23 protein-coding genes and 1 riboswitch are annotated in these 23329 nt (G+C 40.1%); of the genes, 15 read left to right on the forward strand and 8 right to left on the reverse strand.

Annotated features, from left to right (window positions below; genetic code table 11):
* Positions 1–40 precede the first annotated feature (40 nt).
* Together CSV77_RS09035 and CSV77_RS09040 are read right to left on the reverse strand one after the other, a co-directional pair.
* Positions 41–778 carry a hypothetical protein gene (locus CSV77_RS09035; RefSeq protein ID WP_099673144.1) on the reverse strand — a complete coding sequence of 246 codons (738 nt, stop codon included), beginning with the start codon at positions 776–778 and terminating at the stop codon, positions 41–43.
* A gap of 111 nt (positions 779–889) precedes the next feature.
* Positions 890–2209 carry an LLM class flavin-dependent oxidoreductase gene (locus tag CSV77_RS09040; RefSeq protein WP_199203729.1) on the reverse strand — a complete coding sequence of 440 codons (1320 nt, stop codon included), beginning with the start codon at positions 2207–2209 and terminating at the stop codon, positions 890–892.
* A 403-nt stretch (positions 2210–2612) separates the two neighbouring features.
* On the opposite strand from CSV77_RS09040, the gene CSV77_RS09045 reads away from it, so the two are divergent.
* The 6 genes from CSV77_RS09045 to CSV77_RS09070 all read left to right on the forward strand — a co-directional run bounded on the left by CSV77_RS09045 (position 2613) and on the right by CSV77_RS09070 (position 9586).
* Positions 2613–3371, forward strand: coding sequence for a DeoR/GlpR family DNA-binding transcription regulator (locus CSV77_RS09045; RefSeq protein WP_099673145.1), 759 nt, complete (start codon positions 2613–2615; stop codon positions 3369–3371).
* Between the two features lie 8 nt (positions 3372–3379).
* Entirely contained in the window at positions 3380–4681 is a 1302-nt protein-coding gene (locus CSV77_RS09050; protein ID WP_099673146.1) for a four-carbon acid sugar kinase family protein, read from the forward strand.
* A 1-nt stretch (position 4682) separates the two neighbouring features.
* Entirely contained in the window at positions 4683–5696 is a 1014-nt protein-coding gene (gene pdxA / locus CSV77_RS09055) for a 4-hydroxythreonine-4-phosphate dehydrogenase PdxA (protein WP_099673147.1), read from the forward strand.
* Between the two features lie 69 nt (positions 5697–5765).
* Positions 5766–7139 carry a GntP family permease gene (locus CSV77_RS09060; RefSeq protein WP_099673148.1) on the forward strand — a complete coding sequence of 458 codons (1374 nt, stop codon included), beginning with the start codon at positions 5766–5768 and terminating at the stop codon, positions 7137–7139.
* 466 nt (positions 7140–7605) lie between these two features.
* Positions 7606–8322, forward strand: a complete 717-nt coding sequence (locus CSV77_RS09065; protein WP_099673149.1) for a toast rack family protein — start codon at positions 7606–7608, stop codon at positions 8320–8322.
* 352 nt (positions 8323–8674) lie between these two features.
* Positions 8675–9586, forward strand: coding sequence for a DMT family transporter (locus CSV77_RS09070; RefSeq protein ID WP_099673150.1), 912 nt, complete (start codon positions 8675–8677; stop codon positions 9584–9586).
* Between the two features lie 51 nt (positions 9587–9637).
* On the opposite strand, the gene CSV77_RS09075 is transcribed toward CSV77_RS09070, so the two are convergent.
* On the reverse strand, positions 9638–9934 hold the full coding sequence (locus tag CSV77_RS09075) for a hypothetical protein (protein ID WP_099631829.1): 297 nt from the start codon (positions 9932–9934) through the stop codon (positions 9638–9640).
* A gap of 134 nt (positions 9935–10068) precedes the next feature.
* Positions 10069–10833 (reverse strand): SH3 domain-containing protein, encoded by a 765-nt coding sequence (locus CSV77_RS09080; RefSeq protein WP_099673151.1) that lies wholly within the window; start codon positions 10831–10833, stop codon positions 10069–10071.
* A 287-nt stretch (positions 10834–11120) separates the two neighbouring features.
* Between CSV77_RS09080 and CSV77_RS09085 the strand changes: the two genes are divergently transcribed.
* From CSV77_RS09085 to CSV77_RS09095, 3 genes are all read left to right on the forward strand, one after another.
* The gene (locus tag CSV77_RS09085; protein WP_099673152.1) at positions 11121–11534 is read left to right on the forward strand and encodes a carboxymuconolactone decarboxylase family protein; all 414 of its coding nucleotides are present in this window, start codon (positions 11121–11123) and stop codon (positions 11532–11534) included.
* Positions 11535–11709: 175 nt separating this feature from the next.
* Positions 11710–12357: a 5,6-dimethylbenzimidazole synthase gene (gene bluB / locus CSV77_RS09090; RefSeq protein WP_099673153.1), complete on the forward strand. Its 648-nt coding sequence runs from the start codon at positions 11710–11712 to the stop codon at positions 12355–12357.
* 210 nt (positions 12358–12567) lie between these two features.
* Entirely contained in the window at positions 12568–13530 is a 963-nt protein-coding gene (locus CSV77_RS09095) for a tRNA dihydrouridine synthase (protein WP_099673154.1), read from the forward strand.
* A 128-nt stretch (positions 13531–13658) separates the two neighbouring features.
* Here CSV77_RS09095 and CSV77_RS09100 read toward each other — a convergent pair whose 3' ends face one another.
* Positions 13659–14825 (reverse strand): pyridoxal phosphate-dependent aminotransferase, encoded by a 1167-nt coding sequence (locus CSV77_RS09100; RefSeq protein ID WP_099673155.1) that lies wholly within the window; start codon positions 14823–14825, stop codon positions 13659–13661.
* A gap of 229 nt (positions 14826–15054) precedes the next feature.
* Positions 15055–15166: riboswitch (SAM riboswitch) on the forward strand.
* A gap of 116 nt (positions 15167–15282) precedes the next feature.
* Here CSV77_RS09100 and CSV77_RS09105 point away from each other — a divergent pair.
* Genes CSV77_RS09105 through CSV77_RS09115 form a run of 3 tightly spaced genes read left to right on the forward strand, consistent with a single transcriptional unit; the run spans position 15283 to position 17799 of the window.
* The gene (locus tag CSV77_RS09105) at positions 15283–16296 is read left to right on the forward strand and encodes a methionine ABC transporter ATP-binding protein (protein ID WP_099673156.1); all 1014 of its coding nucleotides are present in this window, start codon (positions 15283–15285) and stop codon (positions 16294–16296) included.
* Positions 16289–16957 carry a methionine ABC transporter permease gene (locus CSV77_RS09110; RefSeq protein WP_099673157.1) on the forward strand — a complete coding sequence of 223 codons (669 nt, stop codon included), beginning with the start codon at positions 16289–16291 and terminating at the stop codon, positions 16955–16957. The genes CSV77_RS09105 and CSV77_RS09110 overlap by 8 nt, the downstream gene beginning before the upstream one ends.
* Before the next feature lie 17 nt (positions 16958–16974).
* The gene (locus CSV77_RS09115; protein ID WP_099673158.1) at positions 16975–17799 is read left to right on the forward strand and encodes a MetQ/NlpA family ABC transporter substrate-binding protein; all 825 of its coding nucleotides are present in this window, start codon (positions 16975–16977) and stop codon (positions 17797–17799) included.
* Positions 17800–17886: 87 nt separating this feature from the next.
* Here CSV77_RS09115 and sdaAA read toward each other — a convergent pair whose 3' ends face one another.
* Positions 17887–19464, reverse strand: coding sequence for an L-serine ammonia-lyase, iron-sulfur-dependent, subunit alpha (gene sdaAA, locus CSV77_RS09120; RefSeq protein WP_099673159.1), 1578 nt, complete (start codon positions 19462–19464; stop codon positions 17887–17889).
* 429 nt (positions 19465–19893) lie between these two features.
* On the opposite strand from sdaAA, the gene CSV77_RS09125 reads away from it, so the two are divergent.
* Positions 19894–20379 (forward strand): STAS domain-containing protein, encoded by a 486-nt coding sequence (locus CSV77_RS09125; RefSeq protein ID WP_099673160.1) that lies wholly within the window; start codon positions 19894–19896, stop codon positions 20377–20379.
* 57 nt (positions 20380–20436) lie between these two features.
* Here CSV77_RS09125 and CSV77_RS09130 read toward each other — a convergent pair whose 3' ends face one another.
* Positions 20437–20874: a universal stress protein gene (locus tag CSV77_RS09130; protein ID WP_099673161.1), complete on the reverse strand. Its 438-nt coding sequence runs from the start codon at positions 20872–20874 to the stop codon at positions 20437–20439.
* Between the two features lie 298 nt (positions 20875–21172).
* Between CSV77_RS09130 and CSV77_RS09135 the strand changes: the two genes are divergently transcribed.
* Complete coding sequence (locus CSV77_RS09135) at positions 21173–21739, forward strand: DUF4256 domain-containing protein (protein WP_099673162.1); 567 nt, start codon at positions 21173–21175, stop codon at positions 21737–21739.
* A gap of 128 nt (positions 21740–21867) precedes the next feature.
* Positions 21868–22482: a GGDEF domain-containing protein gene (locus tag CSV77_RS09140; RefSeq protein ID WP_158232051.1), complete on the forward strand. Its 615-nt coding sequence runs from the start codon at positions 21868–21870 to the stop codon at positions 22480–22482.
* Positions 22483–22643: 161 nt separating this feature from the next.
* Here the strand turns inward: CSV77_RS09140 and CSV77_RS09145 are convergent, their stop codons facing one another.
* On the reverse strand, positions 22644–23300 hold the full coding sequence (locus CSV77_RS09145) for a reverse transcriptase-like protein (protein ID WP_099673164.1): 657 nt from the start codon (positions 23298–23300) through the stop codon (positions 22644–22646).
* Positions 23301–23329: the final 29 nt, after the last annotated feature.

The raw sequence follows: 23329 nt of genomic DNA on the forward strand, positions 1-23329 counted from the left end.
AAGTGGCTGTTTCAGTCTCTTCTCGGGCTTTTTGTATTCATCAGATAGATTTGTATAATACATGTGTAAGTTCTATAATCGCATCTATTGTTTTTCCTTTAAATGCATTAGAAACTGTAAGACCTGAAGGATTTGAATAATAATACGCATTTACTTGCGCGTTATAACTATATCCCAAACCAGCTAAAGATTGTTGTAATTCAGTCGGTATATTTTTCGATCCAGTACGGGCCGTAAAGTAGTCTGTGCAGTAGATTTTCACGTCTACATCCTTTGTTCCGGTATGAATAACAAATAAATCTTGATCATCTTTCACGAGCCACTGTCCTTTTGAATACAAAGAAATTCTAGTTTTCCCCAACCCGTCAATTCCAACTAAATTCATACCGAAATAGTGGTTAATCATAGTGCGGACTTCGTCACCTGTCACGTGATGATTGTGATGAGCCAAATATAAATCCAAAATGACTTGTGAAGGGAGACTGTTGCAAGTTTCCAAGTCCGTTAATGGAGGAATCTCAAAAGCACCGATTTTCTCTGTGGTCAACACAGGAACTCGTTCTAAGTGGAACTTGAAAGCTTGTGCAATTGCTTCGTAAATGACTAGACTAGTTACATTATCTTTATATTGATCAATATACATATCCATTACATCAATCTTGGCTAACTTGCTGATATAATCAATTAATTCTGTTTTCGAAATACATGTATCTAATTGATGCGAACTTTTCACTATATTCTGAACTTCATAGGAATACGTTAGCGGGTCCATATTCATGTGATGCCTCCTCATTGTAGAACCTCTGGATAATTATTAGATAATTATACAACAAAGAAATATGCATAGTACTAAATTGTTTGAAAAGGATCTACTTATAGACTTTATTTATTAAAGTGAATAATGGTTTTCCGCATAAGGCAACTCCATGTTTTTGCGTAAAGTAGTCCCTTCATAATCTGTTCTGAAAATCCCGCGCTTTTGAAGGATAGGGACAACTTTATCAACAAACGCTTCTAATTCGCTTGGCAAATTTGCAATGAGCATAAAACCATCCGCTCCATTCTGTTCGTACCAGGCTTCGATAAGATTAGCGACTTGCTCCGGTGTACCCAGAAAAGGCGTGCGCGGTGTGGCTTCTCGTAAAGCTACTTGACGCAAAGTTAAGTTTTGCTTACGTGCTTCAGACTTAAGGCGATCGGTATCGCTTCTAAAACTATTTTTGCCAATGCATCCTATCTCGGAAAAAGGCTCATCCAATGGATATTGTGAAAAATCATGATGTTCAAAAAGACGACCTAAAAAAGCAAGCGCTTGTTCAATCGTTACCAAATCGGCAAGTTCTTCGAATTTTCGCTCCGCTTCCTCTATCGTATCTCCAATAATCGGACTGATGCCTTGTAGAACCAACAAGTCATCGGGTTTACGTCCAAGAGCTTCTGTTTGCTCCTTTACATCTATGTAATAGCGCTGCGCTTCTTCTAAAGTAGGCATAATGGCGAAAGCTACATCTGCTTGTTGTGCGGAAAATGCAATACCCGATTTTGATGAACCAGCCTGAAATACTACTGGTTGTCCCTGCGGTGATCGGCCGATATTTAGAGGTCCTTGTACAGAAAAGAAATCACCTTCATGATTCAATGTATGTAATTTATTTGGATCGAAAAATTGTCCGGTCTGTTTATTGCGTATAAAGGCATCTTCTTCCCAAGAATTCCACAAGCCTTTCATGACGTTCACGAACTCGGCAGCCATCCGGTAACGTGTGGCATGATTTGGATGATCTTTCATTTCTTTAGCAAAATTTAATGCTGTCTTTTCCAATCCGGACGTCACCGCATTCCATCCTGCTCGTCCACCGCTCAACATATCTAGTGAAGCAAATTGTCGCGCTGCAGAAAAAGGCTCGCAATAGGTAGTCGATAATGTGCCGACTAATCCGATATTCGACGTCACCGCTGCCAATGCAGAAAGTATCGTGAGTGGTTCGAATCGATTCAGGTAATGTGGATTCGATTTTTCATTAATGTATAAAGCATCTGCGATGAAAACAAAATCAAATTTCCCGCGTTCTGACGTTAGGGCTTGTTGTTTATAAAATTCGAAGCTTACACTTGCATCTGATGGCATAGTAGGGTGCCGCCAGTCCGAAATTTTCTCGCCGACACCGTGGATCATCGTTCCTATTTTTAACTTCTTCCTCACATGCATCGTCCTCCCCCTAGTCATGTGAAGTGTTATATATGAATTATCTATTCATTTAAATTATCATGTGTATCATGACCGGTGTCAAGACACGGATTTATATATCCGTTCGTGATGCAATATGATCAGACGTTCAACCACTGAAGAAGGTGAAAGGTAAGCCTTTGACATGAATACCAGTTTTCATACTGCTTCTTTATACTGTTCGGAAACTTTCAGTTCATACGAAACGAAATATTAACTAATTCAATTCCATTGTCACATCATATTTTCTAATTTAATGTGAATACCGTAATTATTTAGAAAATGTCAATAAATGATTGACTTATTTGTTTGAAAGTAACATAATGATGTTTATATATAACAATTTATTGATTACGATGAACATTGTAGGGAGGAGGTCATTGGAGTGTCCCCGAAAGAACGAAGATCAAAAATAATGGAATCGCTTGTAACTGAAGGACGAGTGGATATCATTCAACTCTCGGAAGTATTGAATGTAACGCCTATGACCATACGAAGAGATTTCGATATACTGGAGAAGCAGAACAAGCTGATTCGCACACATGGCGGGGCTGTTTCGTCACAAGCACTAATTCATGAAAAGACTTTTGAATTAAAGTCAAATATTTCTGTCCAGGAAAAGAAGGTGATTGCAAAACGCGCAGTCTCTAATGTGACGGACGGAATGACAGTTCTCATCGATTCAGGGACTACGACGCTGGAAATCGCACGATTATTGAAAACATATGAACAGCTCACAGTCATTACGAATGATATAAAAATAGCAGCTGAACTTATGGGTAGCAAATTGGAAGTAATCATTCTTGGTGGGCGGTTACAGACAGATACGGGAACGCTGTATGGTTCATTAACAGAAAATATCTTGAAATCAATCCATGTAGATTTGTTCTTTTTGGGTGCGAATGCTATCCATAGTTCATTTGGTATTACGACACCCACAATCGATAAGTCATCCTTGAAAAGGACAATGATTAGGACAGCCACGGAAACGATACTTGTAGCAGATTCAACAAAGTTTAATCAGAAAGCATTCTCTAAAGTCTGTGATCTGGAGGACGTGTCCACGATTATTACAGATGGACAATTATCGGAAGAATTAATGGGGAAATATAACGAATTAGTAGAAATCATTATTGCAGGGTAGGTGAGTATATGAAGATTGGAATAATTGCAGATGATTTAACAGGGGCGAACGCTACAGGAGTCCGTCTTGCAAAAGTGGGATTTAAGAGCGCCACGATTATTTTGGGTGCAGATATCCCGAAATCGAATAAGTTCACTTCAATCTGTGTAGATACGGACAGTAGGTATGTAGATTCTGCTGTTGCGAAAGAGCGTGTTCAGAATACGTTCAAGCAACTTCAACTATGGGGCGCTGATGTAATCGCCAAGCGGATTGACAGTACGATTCGGGGCAATATTGGTTCTGAGATTGATGCATTGCTTACCAGTACAGGGGGAGAAAGCGTCGCAATTGTCGTCGCATCTTACCCTGACTCAGGACGTGTTACATCAGGCGGCTATCTTCTAGTGGAAGGCGTGCCAGTACAAGAAACAGATGTAGCAAAAGACCCGATGAACCCAATCACCAAGTCATTTGTGCCGGCAGTTATTGCGGAGCAGAGCCAACATGAAATCGGACATATTGGATTAGGGGATGTCTTACAAGGAAAAGCTAAAATCACGTCCTCTTTGTTGGCACAAATCAATGCTGGTAAGAAAATCATTGTAATTGATGCTGTTACAAATGAGGAGATTAGCAATATCGCCGAATCAATGGCACTGGTGGAAGAACGTACGTTATTTCCGGTGGATCCAGGTCCGCTTTCCGCGGCTTATGCGCGGGTATTGACTAGACGAAGTCTGTACAAGAACAGATATATTGTCACAGTAGGGAGTGTTACCAGTCTTACCGGCCGACAATTGCGCTATTTAATGGATAAAACAAATTCTTCACCCGTCTATGTGGATGCTTCGAAATTGGCGACGACAACAGGTAAATGGGATGTTGAAGTGAAGCGTGCGACAGACGAAGGAATGAAGAAGTTGAAAGAGGAGGAAGTTTTAATCGTAACGACACTATCTCCGACTTCAAAAATCCTGTCGCTAGGAGAGATTGCAAAAGCAGAAAATACCACTGAAGAATTGCTCGCGAAGCGGATTACTACGGGCCTTGCAAAAGTAACGCATTCAATCATACAAAATAGTGATATGAAAGTCGACGGTACATTTTCCAGTGGCGGCGATGTTACGGCAGCGTTATTTACGATTAGTGGGGCTGAAGCAATTCAACTTGATGAAGAAGTAATACCGCTCGCTGCTTATGGTAAATTCATCGGAGGTACGTTTGATGGCATCCCGGTTGTGACAAAAGGTGGCATGGTCGGTGAAAAGCAGTCGATCTACAAATGCCTTATTTATCTACAAACAAAAAATGATGAAGGACGTGTTTAATATGACAAACGAACGTAAAATTATAGCAATTCCAATGGGTGACGCAGCAGGAATCGGACCGGAAATTACCGTGAAGTCATTAGCAAAGCAAGAGATTTATGAAATGTGTAATCCACTCGTTGTTGGTGATGCAAACGTTATAAAAAAAGCGATCGGTGTAACAGAGACCGGTTTACACGTGAACATTATTTCTGATCCAAAGGATGGGAAGTATGAATTTGGGACAGTGGACGTGTTAGATATGAACAATATTGACATTAATTCATTGCAACCTGGAAAAGTCCAGGCGCAATGTGGACAAGCTGCTTTTGAATTCATCAAGAAATCAGTGGAGCTCGCTATGACAGATGAAGTAGCGGCAATCGCTACAACACCTATCAATAAAGAATCATTAAAAGCTGCAAATGTTCCGTATATTGGTCATACTGAAATGCTTGAAGATTTAGGCGGAGCACCTGATCCCTTAACAATGTTCCAAGTAAACGGAATGAGAATCTTCTTCTTGACGCGTCACGTTTCTTTAAAAGAAGCAATTTCTCAAATGACGAAAGAACGTGTTCGTGATTACTTGAGCCGTTGTGACAAAGCATTGCAGCGTCTAGGTGTGGAAGAGCGTAAGTTGGCAGTCGCCGGGTTAAATCCGCATAGTGGGGAAGGCGGTCTGTTCGGTATGGAAGAAGTAAATGAAATCGGACCGGGTATTGAAGCAGCTAAAGCGGATGGCATTGATGCATATGGTCCCGTCCCTGCAGATTCTGTATTCTTCCAGGCGTTAAATGGCAAATATGATGCGGTTCTTTCCCTTTATCATGACCAAGGGCATATTGCCGCAAAAATGACAGATTTTCACCGCACGATTTCTATCACGAATGGACTTCCGTTCTTACGTACCTCGGTTGACCACGGTACAGCATTCGATATTGCCTGGAAGAACATTGCGGCAAGTGTGAGCATGGAAGAATGTATTAAGCTGGCGGCTGAATATGCGCCAAAGTTTACAAGAGAATCTCTTTAATATAATCCGTTGAAAGAGGGGGACCCTCTTTCAACGACTTAATTTAATCAGAAATTAGGGGGGATACAGATGACACCAGAAATGCAAATGATTGTAGGACTCGTAATAGGTGTGACTGCACTAATTTTACTCGTTTTAAAAACGAAGATCCACGCATTTTTAGCTTTGATCATTGCGGCTTCATTAACGGGTTTAATCGGCGGGATGAATCCGATTGAGGTTTCTACTACTATATCTAAAGGTTTCGGGAACACGCTTGGCTCTATCGGTATTGTTGTTGGATTTGGGGTAATGATCGGTAGAATTCTAGAAGTGTCGGGAGCAGCAGAACGTCTGGCTTATAGTCTTATACGTTTTGTTGGCAAACGCAAAGAAGAATGGGCGATGGCGATAGCAGGATATATTGTCTCAATCCCTATATTCGTGGACTCGGCGTTTGTCATATTGAATCCTTTAGTGAAAGCGCTATCAAGAAAGACAGGGAAATCTGTCATCACCCTCGGTGTTGCACTTGCTATTGGCTTAGTCGCAACGCATCATGCGGTACCGCCAACACCAGGACCACTTGGCGTTGCAGGTATATTTGGTGTTGATATCGGCCTAATGATAGCGTGGGGATTGTTGTTCTCGATTCCAATTATCATTTCCGGTGTGTTATACGCGAAATGGGTCGGTAAACGAATTTATCAGATCCCGACAGAAGACGGTCTCGATTTCGAAAGGCCTGATGAGCCTATGGCCTATCAGGAGCTTGTGAGGTTGACTGATGAACGAAATAAGGAACTACCTTCTTTGTTCCGCTCGATAATACCGATTTTATTACCGATTATTCTTATATTTTTAAATACAACATTGGTTGCCATAGATTTGACAGGTGGATGGATCGATTATCTATTATTCTTAGGTCAGCCAATTATTGCGGTAGGTTTATCTTTAGTTTCAGCAATATATTTATTGGCAGGCCACTTAAAGAAAGAAGAAGCACTTGATCGTATGGAGGAAGGAATGGTTACAGCAGGTATTATCCTACTTGTAACTGGAGCTGGTGGTGCGCTTGGACAAGTACTTCGTGACAGTGGGGCAGGGGACTATATAGCACAGCAAGTAGCATTACTTCCTATGCCGGCAGTACTTGTACCATTCTTCATCGCTACACTTGTTCGTTTAATTCAAGGAAGCGGAACAGTTGCTATGATTACAGCAGCATCAATTTCTGCACCGATTGTTGTAAATTTGGATGTTAATATGGCTCTTGCAGCGCAAGCTGCTGCATTAGGTGCAATGATTTTCTCATACTTTAATGATAGTTTGTTTTGGGTTGTCAACCGTATGCTTGGAGTGAAGGAAGTAAAGGAGCAAGTCATGGTTTGGTCAGTTCCAACAACGATTGCATGGGCAGTGTCATTAGTGTGTATTTTGATTGCTAATGTGTTTGTTGGATGAGTAAATTTCTAAATAGCAAATTTTTTGTTAGATAGAATTTTTTGATTTTATGATAGTACCTGTGTGAAAAAAATGTGGATCTTTAAACTGCGATAAAAACTCCTTCATAGGTACATCTTGGATTTAGAGCGTTAACCTAAAGTTTCTGGGTTGACGCTTTTTTGATTAAAGATAATTAGTTTTATTGTGAATATAAGCTTGTTAATACATTAATATAAAAGTGATTTAATGAAACGCTGGCGGAACTATCCAAACTAGATGGCAGTGAATTACTACTGCAACTGTATTTCGAATGGACGTTTAGTTGCTACTTTTAAATAGTAGCGAACTTTTTTATTAAACGAAATAATCATCAATAGAACTCCATATACTGTACCGCTCAGACCTTAGACTGATGTACAGTTCAGTCATCTGATGGACTCAATTTTATCAAGTTTCGCTTATGATAGAGTAAAGGGGTGTGAATATGCGGAAAACACTGATAGTATTAGCAGGAGCAGTGCTGTTAGGCATAGTTAGCTTTTGGGTATATGACTGGTTGAAAACAGACAGGGTTTCTGGTGCTTTATCCATTGAAAAGGACCATGCGAAGTCACTGGATGTAGCGATACGTTTTGGTGCGGGTAAACTTCTAATTGAGGGCGGAGCCACGGGATGGGTGGATGGGGACATTGATACGAGTGTGAAAAAATGGTACCCGTCCGTTACGTATATGAATAAAAGAGATGTAGGATATGTGGAGATTCAGCAAAAAATGAAAGGTTTTTCAGCTTTGCGGAAGCAACGAAATGATTGGAATCTTCAACTGACAAATGAAATACCTGTGAATCTTGACGTTGAAATGGGTGTATCCGATTCAGAATTGAGATTGGCAGGAATTCCCCTTAATCATTTAGCAATTGACGCTGGCGTTGGTGATACCCTAATCAATTTAGATGGCGAATGGAAGGATGGTTTTGACGCGGATATCAACTTAGGAGTGGGCGATGCAAAAATTTATTTACCTAAAGGGACTGGAGTTAAAATATCCGTTTCAAAGGGTATTGGTAGCGTGGGAACGAAGGGCTTACTATCTAAGGGCAAAGACATCTATGTAAATGAAGCATACGATCATTCGGATACTACCATTCATTTGAAAGTTAATGTTGGTGTAGGGAGTGTAGATTTTTTACTTATGGAGTAGCGGGAAATTTACAGTTGCTCACTGAAAATGAAGCTGAATTCTGAGATGATACACAATCGAAGTAGATATGCATAAAGATATCTGCAGACACACCACGCTAAACCTGATCGCAGACATTACGTGATATAACTAATGAAGGATTGTTCTATAAAGATCGTATAAGGTAACAAAAATGCGTGAGGGCAATGTCATGATGGAATACAAGGCTACCACGCATTTTTTGTCTAAAGAATAAGATACGCGATGTAACTACCGGAATGGTCTCGTCTACAAGTATGCATTATAATTCAGTACATAACTACATGTATTATTTGAGGCTATCAACGCATGTATTGGACTGGAGGGGATCAAGGTGGAAACGCAGCCTGGCGCGAAGCCATATGTACTCACAATTGCAGGAGCCGTCTGTTGGGGATTGATCGGTTTATTCATAGCGCCACTGTATGCACGAGGATTCACAGCTTGGGATGTAGTAGCGATTCGAGGAATCCTCAGTTTTGTATTTTTATTTGCCATTATGATGCTATTTTTTCGTGATCAGTTACGGACACGAATAAAAGATCATTTAATTTTTGCGAGTGCAGGTATTTTCAGTCTTGCGCTATTTAACTACTTTTACTTCGAAGTGTTTTCACGATCCAGCTTGTCTCTTGCCGTGACGTTATTGTATACGGGACCGATATTCGTGATGGTTTTATCGCGGATCTTCTTTAAGGAACCGCTGACCACACGCAAAGTTTTAGCATTAGCATCAGCCATTGTAGGTTGTGCATTAGTGGTTAGACTATTGCCGCTCGGATCGGAAAGTATTCCTAGTAAGACACTGTTCATGGGGATTCTTTCGGGGTTTTGCTATGCATTGTATAGTGTTTTCACCAAGCCGATAACGAAAAGATATTCGGCATTGACGATTACTACGTATACATTCTTTTATATGGCCTTGTTCATGTCGATGACAAGTGATGTCTGGCGCAAAGTCGATACATTTCAGCATGTTGATGTGTGGATAGCTGCTTTACTACTAGCGCTAGTATCCACTGTGGCAGCGTATGTGTTGTATACATCTGGTTTGAAATATTTGGAAGCAGGGAAGGCATCGATTCTTGCGACGATTGAACCCATTGTTGCAGTTGTAGTTGGCGTATTGTTTCTCGGTGATCAATTGCTTCCGTTACAGTTAGTCGGCATCGCACTTGTGTTATATTCAGCCATCCTAATAGTAGGTAGGAAAGTGAAAAATGGTAAAACCTGTAAGAGAAACTAACCACGTTTGATGGCATAAGCAAACGGAAAATTTTTCTCTCACAAGTGCGTTTTATGATTTGAATTTACCTATTTCATCTGCAATCACAAATGCCAAATCATCATTCCCGAATAGTTGCAGCACATCCAGCATCGTTTCATTATCTATATGTAGCTCGTCGAATTCATCATTGCTTTCCACGACTTCCTTTAGCGCAGGATTTGCTTGTTGTTCTGGATATGCTCTCTGATAAAGTGCTTGCGGGTCCAGTTTATGATTCGCGCACCACTGGACAAACAAGCGGATCATCAAGTTTTCGTCGTCTTTATATTTTTGAATGACTTGTTCCTCGATACTTTTAAACTCCATAGTGCAGACCTCCCTAATTGTTTGGTTGTTTTAAGTATAAACGATAGGGAGACTATCTAGTAGTAAATGTGGTTGATATTGATTGGGATAGAAAAACGCTGCTCTATTCTGGCAGCGTTTTTTATTTATCAATATTATTTCTTTTGCTTCACAGCAGTTAACTCCGTATAAACTTTCCCATTTGTATCCGTGCTTTTGATAATTCCAATCCCTTTTGCAAGATATTCCCTGGAACCGTTCGGGTAACGAAGTATGACGACATTGCGGAAAGAACCGGCTTTAACTTTGATCGTCTTTGTCGTGCTTTCCACTAATACTTTATAGTTTTGTTCAAAGTGGTATTCGGTAAAGCTTGTACCTTGTCTTAAAGGAAGTACGGCATCAACAAAAATAAAGTCAGATTCTGCCACTCCCATTAAAAGTCTATTTTTGTCTTCATGATATACAAATTCTGCATAAGAGAAAGGCGATTTTTTATTCTTATTGAATAAGTAAGTAGTTTCTCCATCTCTTCTAGTAATAAAAGTTTCTTTAGTATTAACCATAAATGAAGGCTCGTAAGTGAGGGTCAGACCACCCGCTGGCGACAAACCACCGTTTACAGTAGTGGGTGCGGCGTTAGGATTCTTTTTAGACAATGCGGACGTATACACGAATCCCTTATCCTTGCCTGCTTGTACATGTGACCATCCATTGGATGAAGAAAAGACCGTTAACTTGGAATGGTTTTTGATAGTACCCATTCTTTCTGCATTTTGGGATGGCTTTGTGCGTAGTACGATGTCATTCTTTGCATGCACATACATAGTAGTCGTTTTCGCTGCTGCATTTGTCCCAGTGGGAAGAGCGATGGAAAAGCTGAGTACTGCTAACATAAATGCGAATATCAATTTTTTCATGTAAGTCACTCCTTATTTATAGTTACTTGTATGCATGATTACGAATAAATCGTAATAGGACCATACTATCAAATCATACTATTTCACTTGCTAGTTTAGCAAGCTAGTATGCAAGTTATTTATTTTGTGTTGCACGTAGTAGTTACCATTGTAAAGGCAGACGAATGATTTTGTATTCTTACAAAGTTTGCTACACTAGTAGTATCACCGCTAGTCAATGATACGACAGAACGCGTACATACAGTTTTGATGAAATAGCGGATACTATAATCGAGGAGGTTTTTGAAATGGCGGAAGATCGCTATCAGCGTGGTTTGGAAAAGTTAATGGAACTTACGTTATCGGGTGAAGATAACCCAGCAGGTGAGATGGAAATTGGAGAGAGCTTCAAAGATGTAGCACCGGATTTAACTAAATATGTTGTAGAATTTGCGTTTGGAGATATTTATTCGCGACCTGGATTGGATAATAAACAGAAGGTCCTGACGACGATTACGGCTCTTGTGGCACAAGGCAAGCCGCAAATTCAGATGCATATCAAAACAGGTCTTGATGTAGGCTTGACGCCGGACGAGATTATCGGTTGTATTATGCACCTAATACCGTACACAGGATTCCCGAGCGTGCTGAATGCTCTATCTGTCGCTCAAACAGTATTTGCTGAACGTGGAGTAGCGATTACGAAAACGGACGAGACCTGAGCCTATTTATTTCGAATGGTATATCGTAAAGTGGCTTCAACCGATGATTTTTAAAACGGTTGAAGCCACTTTTATTATCTTTGAAATGGACTAACTACTTCACTATAATAAACTCTTGTTGACCGATAACATACAGTACACTATATTACGTAAACGACTAGAGGAGAGATATCACATGTTTTCGAAAGAAGAAAAAGATGCAATTTACAAGGTGATTTATAATAGAAGAGATGTGCGAAGTTTTTTACCGACTCTTATTCCGGAAGAGGCGATACATAACATATTAAAAGCCGCTCACCAAGCACCTTCAGTCGGCTTCATGCAACCATGGAATTTTGTCATCGTTTCATCTGATGAGACAAAAGAAAAGTTGGCCTGGGCAGCTGATAAAGAAAGACGCGCGCTAGCGATTCATTATGAAGACGAGGCAGAAAAAGAGACAAAGTTCCTTGGCTTAAAAATACAAGGATTGAAAGAAGCACCCATCACTATTTGCGTAACATGTGATCCGACGCGTGGTGGTTCACATGTCTTAGGACGTAATTCCATGCCTGAAACAGACATGTTATCGACTGCTTGCGCCATACAGAATATGTGGCTAGCAGCATGTGCAGAAGGACTGGCAATGGGTTGGGTGAGTTTTTATAAAAAGAATGATGTACGCGATATTTTGAGCATCCCTCCTCATATTGAACCGATTGCTCTTCTATCTATTGGTTATACGGAGCATTATCCTACTGCGCCTATATTAGAAACAGCTAATTGGGAAAAACGACGAAGGCTAGATGATTTAATTTTTACAGATCAGTGGAATAATCGATAATTGTATAGTGGTTAGTGACTACAGCTGACGTGGCCATGACAAATAGGAGTAGTTTACTAATAATTTTTGGTGGTAGCTCAAAGAAGTGGAATTCATCGATGCATTTTTTGTATAATGGTAAGACTGGCATCTGTAGGGGATATGTATATATAACAAACCCATTTCTGTACACGCAGGTGAAAGTTATGAAGAGAGGATTTGAATGTAACAATGAGTACTAATTTTTGGCGTGATCTACCACGACCATTTTTCATACTAGCACCGATGGAGGATGTGACGGATGTGGTTTTTCGTCACGTAGTTAGCGAAGCCGCACGTCCGGATGTATTCTTTACGGAATTTACAAATACGGAAAGTTTTTGTCATCCAGAAGGAATTTTCAGCGTGCGCGGACGTTTGGCATTTACAGAAGACGAACAGCCAATCGTTGCACACATTTGGGGGGACAAGCCTGAACATTTCCGCGACATGAGTATTGGGATGGCGGAACTTGGTTTTAAGGGATTGGATATTAATATGGGATGCCCTGTGCCAAATGTAGCAACAAAAGGTAAGGGTAGTGGTCTAATCAACCATCCTGAAACAGCTGCGGCAATTATTCAAGCAGCAAAAGCTGGCGGATTACCTGTTAGTGTAAAGACTCGTCTTGGCTATACAGACATTGAGGAATGGCACACATGGCTTAGACATGTACTGGAGCAAGATATTGCGAACTTGTCGATTCATCTTCGTACTCGCAAAGAAATGAGTAATGGGAGCGCGCATTGGGAATTGATTCCGGAGATTAAGAAACTTCGTGATGAAATAGCGCCCGACACGTTGCTGACGATCAATGGAGATATTCTCGATCGTCAAATGGGTATGGAGCTTGTGAAAAAGTACGGCGTCGATGGGGTTATGATTGGACGTGGAATTTTTAATAATCCATTTGCATTTGAAAAAGTGAAGAGAGAGCATGATCATAAAGAATTGCTGGATCTTTTGCGCCTTCATTTAGATCTTTTTGATAAATACTCGACAGAACTTGAACCACGATTGTTTAAACCATTACGTCGATTCTTTAAGATTTATGTTAAAGGATTCCGTGGGGCAGCTGAACTTAGAAATGAATTAATGAATACAAATACGACAGATGAAGTGCGTGCATTACTGGATAACGTAGAACTTGATTAATGTATTTCAGAAAATCTATAGCTTAAATGATTTATTTATACATGTGAAAGCCTCCTTGCCATTCCAGAAATACTGGTATGAGTAAGGAGGCTTTTTATATAATGAAGTGATAGCGGAATTATATCTTGTTACTTAAATAAACCGAGCTTTTCAATGCGGCGAACTGCTTCTTGCAACCGGTCTTCACTTTCCAACAACCCGACACGAATATATCCTTCTCCGTATACACCAAATCCGTTCCCTGGCGATACCGCGACGTCTGCTTTATCCAGTAATAAGTCAGCGAAGGTTTCACTTGTAAAGCCTTCCGGGACAGGAAGCCAAGCAAAAAATGAGCCTGTAGGAGCTGTAACATCCCAACCAATGCGTTCACATTCCGTTAGCAATACCGTCAGACGCCCTTCATAGAGCGCCACTAGCTCTTCAACGCATTGTTGGGGACCCGTCAATGCTTCAATAGCTGCACGTTGAATTGCTGGGAAGATGCCAGTGAATAAATGGTCTTGCAATACATTTAATGCTTCTATTATTTCAGAGTTGCCGACTGCAAAACCGACTCGCCAGCCAGCCATATTATATATTTTGGAAAGAGATAGCATTTCAATGCCGACTTCCTTTGCTCCTTCAGTTTGTAAAAAACTAATCGGTTTCTTACCTTCAAAACCAATGCCACCATACGCAAAATCTTGTAAGACCGCAATCTGATGTTCTTTGGCAAATGCCACCGTTTTTTCATAAAACTCGGGTGTGGCTGTAACACCCGTTGGATTACTTGGATAGTTTAAGTACATGAGCTTGGCATCTTTTTTCTGATCATCCGTTAATTTATCGTAATCAGGGAGAAATCCATTCTCCTTACGTAGCGGCATCGTATCATATCGAATACCTGCTAAGCTGACGCCGGATAAGTAATCAGGATAACCCGGGTCTGGCAGCAATAATAATTCACCTTCATTCATAATAGCAAGAGGTAGTTCTACGACACCTATTTTTGTACCGCCAAGTACCGCAACTTCTGTTTCGGGATCAATCGTGACATTGTATTCACGCTGATAATATTCAGCGACTGCTTGTTTTAAAGCAAGTGTCCCCCGAAATGGAGAATAACCGTGTGTAGCTGGATCTTCAACTGCTTCTTGTAATGCTTTAATAATATGAGGAGGTGTTGGCTGATCAGGATTTCCACGTCCTAGGTTAATCACATCTCTGCCTTCATCCATAGCCTTTTCTATTTTATTTAATAATAATGTAAAGAAATGCGGAGGGAGTTGTTGTAATCGGTTGGATAATGCCATAGTCTATTCCTTCTTTCTTTGATAGGGTATGTGCGTTAAGTATACATAGATCATACTAGACTTTTCAATAGAAGGATGGTTATTCGATTCTAGAGAATTGCCAAAACTAGTTAATGGAATTTAAAACTGATAGAATAAGTCGGATATTCTGATGAATTGGCGTTATTCACCTTGACAGTTTTATTAATTCAGATTAGTATATGTTTTATGCATATAATTTAATAGCAATCTCTTATCAAGAGCGACGGAGGGAAATGGCCCGATGATGTCCAGCAACCCCTTGCATAATACAAGGAAGGTGCCAAATCCTACAGTATGGTTTTCCATCTGAGAGATAAGCTGAGAATATTTCAGTCCCTCTTTCATTTAGAAAAATGAAAGATTTTTTTATTTAGAAATAAACTATAACCAACTGTTGATGATTAGTATTTACTTGAATGTAGAAAGAAGTGAGAACATGATCCAATTTCAACATTTGTCTAAGGAATATCAGACAAAAGAAAAAGTGATAAAAGGTGTAGATGACGTATCACTAGACATCGAGACTGGAGAAATATTTGGCATTGTCGGTTATTCAGGGGCCGGAAAAAGTTCTCTTATACGTTGTTTGAATTTGTTGGAAAGGCCAACGAGCGGCACTATTTTAATAGATGGTGTAAACTTAACGAAACTTTCAGGAATCAAGCTTCGGCGGGCACGCTTGAAGATCGGAATGATTTTTCAACACTTTTATTTAATTAGTCAAAAGACCATTTTCGAAAATATCGCATTCGCTTTACAAGCAGCAAAAATGCCTTCAGATAAAATAGAGAGCCGTGTAATGGAACTTCTCGAAATGGTGGGGCTGTCTGACAAACGCAATGTATATCCTGCCCAGCTAAGCGGGGGACAGAAACAACGCGTTGGTATTGCGAGAGCACTAGCCAATAATCCATCCGTTTTGCTTTGTGATGAAGCGACATCCGCACTGGACCCTAACACGACCATGTCCATTTTACGATTGTTAAAAAAGATCAATCGAGAAATGAATATCACCATTGTTTTAATTACGCACGAGATGAATGTGGTAAAAGAGATTTGTGATCGCATGGCGATTATGCAAGACGGAAAAGTGATAGAAGAAGGGCAAGTATATGACATCTTTTCTCATCCAGTTCAACCATTAACGAAGGAGTTTATCAGCAGTGTGGTGTCTTACGATATTCCTGAAGCCGTCATGTCCAATTTGGTCGGTACATTGATAAAAATCACATTTAAAGGTGAAGTAGCGATGGAGGGTGTAATTTCCGATACGATGCAGAAATATAAGGTCAAAGGAAACTTCCTGCATGGTTCGATTGAATATATTCAAGAACGAGCACTTGGGATTTTCTTGATGGAGTTACAAGGTGAGCGTGAAGAAGTGGAGCAAGCGATTGCATACATACTTGAACAAAACGCACAAGTGGAGGTGATCCGACAACATGTTTGATCTATCTCACATCATGGACCTCATGCCGGATATTACAAAAGCATTTGGTGAAACATTGTACATGATCGGCATCTCACTTACGATTGCGCTGATTATTGGATTGCCGCTTGGCGTTCTGTTATTTACAACAGATAGAGGATTATTTTTAGAGAATCGTGCAATTAATTCGGTGGTTGGGTTTCTCGTCAACATCATTCGCTCTATCCCATTTATTATACTACTTGTGGCTCTAATACCTTTGACGAAACTGATTGTCGGAAGTACGATTGGACCAGCAGCTGCCAGTGTATCGCTTTCCGTTGCAGCCATTCCTTTCTTTGCAAGGATTGTTGAAACATCCATGCGTGAAATTGATAAAGGGGTTATAGAAGCAGCAATTTCAACGGGTGCTTCGCCCTGGATGATTATTTGGAATGTGTTATTGCCTGAATCAAAGTCGAGTATTATCCAAGGACTTACACTGACGTTAATCAACTTAGTTGCCTATTCAGCAATGGCTGGATTTGTTGGCGGAGGTGGAATTGGGGACCTCGCAATACGTTTTGGCTATTACCGATATGATGACAGTATTATGCTTGTCACCGTCGCCATTCTAATTGTACTGGTGCAGTTGATTCAATTTGGTGGGGATCGTTTTTCAAAAATGATAGATAAAAGATAATAGGGGAGAGATGGATTATGAAGAAACTGGTACTTGCATTCATTCTAACTGCGTTAGTTGCGGCATTAGCGGCTTGTGGAGAAGAAAAGTCTACTGAAAAATCGGATGACGATAAAAATATTCACTTTGGTGCAACTGCAGGTCCTTATAGTGACATGCTAAAAAAAGCAATACAACCTGGACTTGAGGAAAAAGGATATACCGTTGAAATCACGGAATTTAGTGATTATATACAACCCAATATTTCGTTGGATAGCGGAGATATAGATGCGAACCTGTTCCAAAATATCGCGTACTTGGAAAACTTCGAGAAAGAAAATAAAATGGAACTCTCTGAATTGATTATCGTACCGACCGCGCCATTAGGTATTTATTCAAACAAATATAAATCTCTTGATGAAATTGAAGAGGGATCAACTATTACTATTCCAAATGATCCAGTGAATGCTGCGAGAACGTTATACGTATTGGAAGATGTAGGGTTAGTGAAAATGGATGAAGGCATTGACCAATTAACGGCATCTGAAAAAGATATCACGGAGAACCCAAAAAACTTAGTGATTCAGCCGGTTGAAGCAGGGCAATTGCCTCGTTCGGTAGAGGGGGCTGACTTAGCTGCAGTCCCTGGTAACTTTGCAATTGCAGCAAATATGGATTTGTTAGACGCATTAGCTTTAGAAGATATGCCCGATCAGTTCCGTAATGTTGTAGCCGTAAAAACAGAAAACATAGATAAGCAATTTGCGAAAGACATTATTGAAGTAGTAGAATCTGAGCAGTTTTTAGAAGTGATTGAATCCGAATTTAAAGGTTTCGGTAAACCAGCTTGGATGGAAAAATAATAGTTGGATGTAAAGGAATACGATAAAAAATATACCAGACTTGAAGACAATAGAAAGTGTCTTCAAGTCTGGTATTTTACTGCGTGTTTATTCTGTCTCTACTAATACAATATCATCAATAATAGGCACGTCGCGTTTTAACTCCGTAAGCATTTTTTCATCTACAGAGCTATCGATTTCACAAATCGTAATAGCGGGACCGTCAATTGCAAATCGTTCATTCGCCATACGGGCAATATTAATTCCTTTTCGCGAGAGAATACCTAAAAGATCTGCAATAACGCCTTTTTGATCAGTGTGGCGAATCAATAGTGCTGGACGTTCGCCTGAGAATTTTAATGGATAATCATCAAGTTCCTGGACTTCGATTTTGCCTCCGCCAAGTGAACTGGCGAGGACTTTTATTTTGTTGGTCGGTCCTGTTAACTCGACGAGCACGGTATTTGGATGATAGCTCCCAAGCACACGTTTCGTAAATTCATATTCTAATCCTATCTCAATCGCAAGTTCTTTCGCATGCGGAATTCTATCATCTGTCGTATTGTACCCCATGACACCAGCAACAAGTGCCAAGTCGGTACCATGTCCTTGATAAGTCGTTGCGAAAGAACCCATTAGTGAAAACTTTGCATGAATGGGTTGCTCGTTCAATAGCTGATGTGCAACGTTTCCAATTCGTACGGCTCCAGCAGTGTGGGAGCTTGATGGCCCAATCATGACAGGACCGATGATTTCATAGGCACTTTGGTATTTAGCAGGCGCACCACTGCTTTTTTCTTTTGACTCTTTTTCTTTCCCGAATACTCGGTTTTTCAGTTTTTGCCCTGTGGGTGTACCAGCTAGGCCACCTATACCAGTTTCGCGCAGTGACTCTGGCATATTCTGTCCGACTTCATGCATGACATGGATCACTTCGTCTGGAGGGATGATACTCACCACTCCTGCCATCGCCATATCTGCAGCCGCTTCAGCTGTGATGGCATGTAGTCCATTTCGAATGATACAAGGGATTTCTACAAGACCCGCCACAGGATCACAAACAAGTCCCAATGAGTTTTTCAGCGCAATACCTATTGCATGACCGACTTGGTCAGGTGTGCCACCGGCAAGTTCCACTAATGTTCCTGCCGCCATTGCAGTAGCGGAGCCGACTTCTGCTTGGCATCCTCCTGCAGCTCCAGAAATGGAAGCGCGATTGGCGATGACTAAGCCTAGCGCGGAAGCCGTGAACATGGATAAGACAATTTGTTCGCGTGTGTACTTGCCACTATCGAGCGCATGTACGAGAACGGCAGGCAAGATTCCTGCTGATCCCGCAGTGGGGGTTGCGACGATACGTCCCATATTCGCGTTTACTTCTGAGACAGCTAGTGCATTTGCAGCGGTGTGTAGGGTAGAAGGATGAACGAAAGAATTCCCCTTTTCGGCATATTCATATAAGCGCTGTCCATCACCGCCAGTTAGTCCTGTGCGTGACATCACGGATGTAGTTGTCCCTTTACGAACAGCTTCTTCCATCACCGTAAACTGTTCTGACATTTTCTTGATGATAGTTTCCCTCTGCATGCTTTTTTGCTTAATTTCGGATTGAATCATTAACTCGTATATTGGTTTTTGACTCTGTTCCGCATGCTCGATCAGTTGGTTTAAGCTCGTGAATGCCATATGTGTTTGCTCCTTAAAGAGAACCGTTCGGATAGAAAGATTCAAGAACCATTCTCGTTGTATTTGATATAAGATACTCTATTTTGAAAGCGCTTACCTTTTATTATTTGTTACTTTACGTGAAATGTCAATCAATCGAATAGATGCGGGAGCACCTAATGCCCAGTATCTTGTGTATATGTTTACTAACTTTGAAGATCCGAGTTGTTGAATGAGTTCTGAAGGCACCTTTGTATCCGGTTGATAGGTCATATAATTGAATCCCTATGATTGGGGGATTACTAAGTTAGTCTATAGTGTTAGACGTAAAGTTTCAATGATTTGCAACGAACTGGATAAGTCCAACACGATCATCTTATGGTATGATTAATCCATGAAAATATAAGTATGTGAATATACAATATTACTTGCTAGGTGGGGGATTCTTACATGAATGGAGAAACAAATTCAACACAAGAAATTACAGAACTTAGAAAACAAATGATAAAGTATGAGAAAATTATAGAGGATTTATCAGCGCCCATAATTCCTTCTATCGTACCAGAAACCATTTTAGTTCCGCTAACCGGAGTTCTTTCAGTAGGACGCTTTATGCATATCCAAGAAAAGATTGTGCAAAGAATATCTGCTAACAATATACTTACAGTAGTCATTGATTTTACCGATATCAGCACATTGGCAGTAGAAGAAAATATGGGGTATGAGTTATTGAGTGAAAAAATTAATGAATTGGTCAGTGTGTTGCAATTAATGGGCACAGAAACCATTTTTGTAGGTTTTTCACCGGAGTTTGCTCAAAATTTAATTCTATCCAATGTATCGAAATTTAATCAAATTCGTGCGTTTACGAATTTCCGTGAAGGTCTTCGATACTTATTGGATCAAAAGGGAATGGAAATTGTTTATAAAAAATAAACGAATACCTGTGTAACAGCGGATTTTTTAGTCTACTGTTATACAGGCATTCATGTATTATTTTACACTACCTCGGACGACCAATACGTCACAGGATGCAGTCAAAACAATTGCCTCAGAGACAGAGCCTAGAAAAAAATGCTCTGCGTTCTTCACACCTTGAGCACCGCAGACGATTAAGTCAGCTTCTATTACTTGAGCAAGTTCTTTGGAAATACTTACTTTCGGATCACCATGTTTGATGTATGTTTCCACATCGTCAATACCTTTATCTTTAGCAAGGGTTTTATAGCTATTCAGCAAACCCCCTATGCGTTGCTCTTCCCGTTCTAGATAGGAAGTGTCATCTTCGTCAATCGAAAAGATATCAATGACGCTGACGATGTGCAATCTCGCATTTTCTTCTAGCTTTACAACTTCTATCGATTTATAAAAAGCCCGTTTTGCCTCACTTGAACCATCTACCGCGACTAGAATATTCATATATCCATTCATCTTAAAATCTCCTCCCGAAAATCAGGGTCATCTTTCATTAGTCCGATGTAATAACGATAGTATGGTAATAATCTGCTTATTATTATACCATGTTTATAAGTAAAATCTGTTAATCCATAGAAAAATCCGAGAGATCTGTGAGGTAGTACCATTACGTTTTCTAGTCACCGGGCACAGTATGACAATTAATTTCCGTATGATAGTTTGAAAAAATGGCTCAACTACTTGTATAAAAAATTAAAATGAACATACTACACCTAGTAACCAGTGCGTTAGAGTGAATAAGGAGGAAGAGAAGATGACAAATGTAAATAACAGGTTATCAACAGAACAACAGGAAAAAATCCTCGAAACACTTCAATTACGTTTCGTGAATAATATGTTTCGCCATGCAGATATGGATTGGTCTTCATTACATACCAAGCTTTTAGAAAACGGGGAAAAGCTATGGTCCCTCAATGAAATGGAAGTTACAGGAGGGGAACCAGACGTGGTGGATTATGATGAAATCACGGACCAATATATCTTTTTTGATTGTTCAGCAGAGAGTCCTGTCGGTCGCCGAAGTGTTTGCTATGATCGAGAAGCTTTAGAATCTAGAAAGAAGAACAAGCCGGAGAACAATGCGATGGATCTGGCGAATGAAATGGGAATTGAATTATTGACAGAGGAACAATACCGGTGGCTCCAACAGTTTGGGGAGTTTGATAGAAAAACATCGAGCTGGGTGCAGACACCAGAAGAAATCAGGAAACGTGGTGGAGCTCTTTTTTGTGATCGTCGATATGATCAAGTATTTTTGTATCACAATGGAGCAGAGTCGTATTATGCTGCAAGAGGATTCCGAGGCTCACTCAGACTGTGAACTAGAAAGTACTATAGTCTGTGCAATTTCGATTAACCATTCTCTTTTCTAGTGTATTTCATCTGTGGTAAGATAAAGAAAAGAGTAGTTTGATATGGGGATATAGTATGGGGTATAGAGGTAGAGTAGTGGCAGTGTGTATTGTTATATTGTTCAATATCTTACGTTATGGCTATTACAATGTCTATTTAGGTTATCAGTTTGAAAAAAGTTTCTTTATTTTAACAGGGATTTTTTTGCTGGTGGCCTGGATAGGTGGTAGACAATACGACATAGCCAAGTTTTACGCGGAGAAAGATCCGCTAACCAATGCATACAATCGGCGGACAATAGATAAAGTATTTAGGAAACAGATTTCCCAATATAGTAATCAAAGGAAGAAAATTGGCGTAGTATTGATTGATCTTGATGATTTTAAGAATATAAATGATACATTCGGTCATCAAACAGGTGATGAATTATTACGTCAAGTTGCCGAACTAATTATGAGTAATGCGAAAAAAGAAGATTATGTCGTGCGATGGGGTGGCGACGAGTTTGTGCATGTAATTCTCGATCTAAAAGAGGATACTCTTTCAGACTATGTTCGGTGTTTAAGAAGTAAATTATCCAATTTAGATATAGAATCGGTCAACGTTGTTAGCGCTTCAATGGGAATCGCAGTTTATCCGGATAATGGAGAGACTTTTGAGGCATTGATTCAGAAAGCAGATACATCTATGTATGAAATGAAAAAAGCATAATTAGTTTCTAATCCTAGTTCAGTCTGCATAACAGACTGAACTAGGATTTTTGATATGAAAAAATGTTGGTGATGTATTAAATGTACTATGCACTTCGGTAAGAGTTTAACGAATGATGCGACTCGGATATACAGGATAGCTAGTAGTTATGCCTAAACTTCTCACGTTCTCTCAATGGTCGCTGTAATTTCCACACCCGTCAAAGCCTGTGTGGCTAGGCGGTCTGCTTCGCTGTTCTTCTTGCGTGAAATTAGTTCATACCGTGGTTGGAATCCTAAAGATTCCATCTTTTCTTCAATTTTATTCGCCCAACTGTACAGTTCTTCTTCAATTACAGGCCATTCTTCGCTTAAATGATTAATTACGACCCGTGAGTCACCCATAATCTCAATGGGTAAATGGTGCGCTCCAAGCGTTTCAAGTTCTTGCAAGCACAGATGAAGTGCTGCATATTCTGCTTCATTGTTTGAAGATAAGTGTGTAGCAATGGTGTTTTTTCGTAGTCTATAAGATTTACCATTTTGGTTATAATAGAGGACGCAACCAAGACCGGCCAACTTTGTCTCCCAATCGAAACCACCATCGAAGTATACAGCAATATTATGTGGCTCTGTTTCGATGCCCTTCAAATAGCTTTTTAATTCCTTAATAGTCCAGGAACTATCAAATTGATCTGTAAACATGATTTGCTTTGTGCGACCTGTTTTCTCTAAGTCCTCGGCAATTAGCAGGGCTTGGTCTGCAGGTAATTCTCCGGACTTGAAAACGGTTGGTGTTCCTTTTTTTGATTTATAGTGCCATTCAATTAATACATTCAACGTGATCCCTCCCATATATTCAGTTTATC

The sequence above is a fragment of the Sporosarcina sp. P16b genome (assembly GCF_002743065.1).
Taxonomy (GTDB): domain Bacteria; phylum Bacillota; class Bacilli; order Bacillales_A; family Planococcaceae; genus Sporosarcina.

Excerpts from the sequence above, each read along its gene's own strand:
- CSV77_RS09065 (WP_099673149.1), top strand. The coding sequence starts at position 7,606 with ATGCGGAAAACACTGATAGTATTAGCAGGAGCAGTGCTGTTAGGCATA.
- CSV77_RS09080 (WP_099673151.1), bottom strand. The coding sequence starts at position 10,833 with ATGAAAAAATTGATATTCGCATTTATGTTAGCAGTACTCAGCTTTTCC.
- CSV77_RS09115 (WP_099673158.1), top strand. The coding sequence starts at position 16,975 with ATGAAGAAACTGGTACTTGCATTCATTCTAACTGCGTTAGTTGCGGCA.
- pdxA (WP_099673147.1), top strand. The coding sequence starts at position 4,683 with ATGACAAACGAACGTAAAATTATAGCAATTCCAATGGGTGACGCAGCA.
- CSV77_RS09095 (WP_099673154.1), top strand. The coding sequence starts at position 12,568 with ATGAGTACTAATTTTTGGCGTGATCTACCACGACCATTTTTCATACTA.
- CSV77_RS09105 (WP_099673156.1), top strand. The coding sequence starts at position 15,283 with ATGATCCAATTTCAACATTTGTCTAAGGAATATCAGACAAAAGAAAAA.
- CSV77_RS09085 (WP_099673152.1), top strand. The coding sequence starts at position 11,121 with ATGGCGGAAGATCGCTATCAGCGTGGTTTGGAAAAGTTAATGGAACTT.
- CSV77_RS09110 (WP_099673157.1), top strand. The coding sequence starts at position 16,289 with ATGTTTGATCTATCTCACATCATGGACCTCATGCCGGATATTACAAAA.
- CSV77_RS09035 (WP_099673144.1), bottom strand. The coding sequence starts at position 778 with ATGAATATGGACCCGCTAACGTATTCCTATGAAGTTCAGAATATAGTG.
- sdaAA (WP_099673159.1), bottom strand. The coding sequence starts at position 19,464 with ATGGCATTCACGAGCTTAAACCAACTGATCGAGCATGCGGAACAGAGT.
- CSV77_RS09060 (WP_099673148.1), top strand. The coding sequence starts at position 5,766 with ATGACACCAGAAATGCAAATGATTGTAGGACTCGTAATAGGTGTGACT.
- CSV77_RS09050 (WP_099673146.1), top strand. The coding sequence starts at position 3,380 with ATGAAGATTGGAATAATTGCAGATGATTTAACAGGGGCGAACGCTACA.
- CSV77_RS09130 (WP_099673161.1), bottom strand. The coding sequence starts at position 20,874 with ATGAATGGATATATGAATATTCTAGTCGCGGTAGATGGTTCAAGTGAG.
- CSV77_RS09135 (WP_099673162.1), top strand. The coding sequence starts at position 21,173 with ATGACAAATGTAAATAACAGGTTATCAACAGAACAACAGGAAAAAATC.
- CSV77_RS09125 (WP_099673160.1), top strand. The coding sequence starts at position 19,894 with ATGAATGGAGAAACAAATTCAACACAAGAAATTACAGAACTTAGAAAA.
- bluB (WP_099673153.1), top strand. The coding sequence starts at position 11,710 with ATGTTTTCGAAAGAAGAAAAAGATGCAATTTACAAGGTGATTTATAAT.
- CSV77_RS09075 (WP_099631829.1), bottom strand. The coding sequence starts at position 9,934 with ATGGAGTTTAAAAGTATCGAGGAACAAGTCATTCAAAAATATAAAGAC.
- CSV77_RS09100 (WP_099673155.1), bottom strand. The coding sequence starts at position 14,825 with ATGGCATTATCCAACCGATTACAACAACTCCCTCCGCATTTCTTTACA.
- CSV77_RS09040 (WP_199203729.1), bottom strand. The coding sequence starts at position 2,209 with ATGCATGTGAGGAAGAAGTTAAAAATAGGAACGATGATCCACGGTGTC.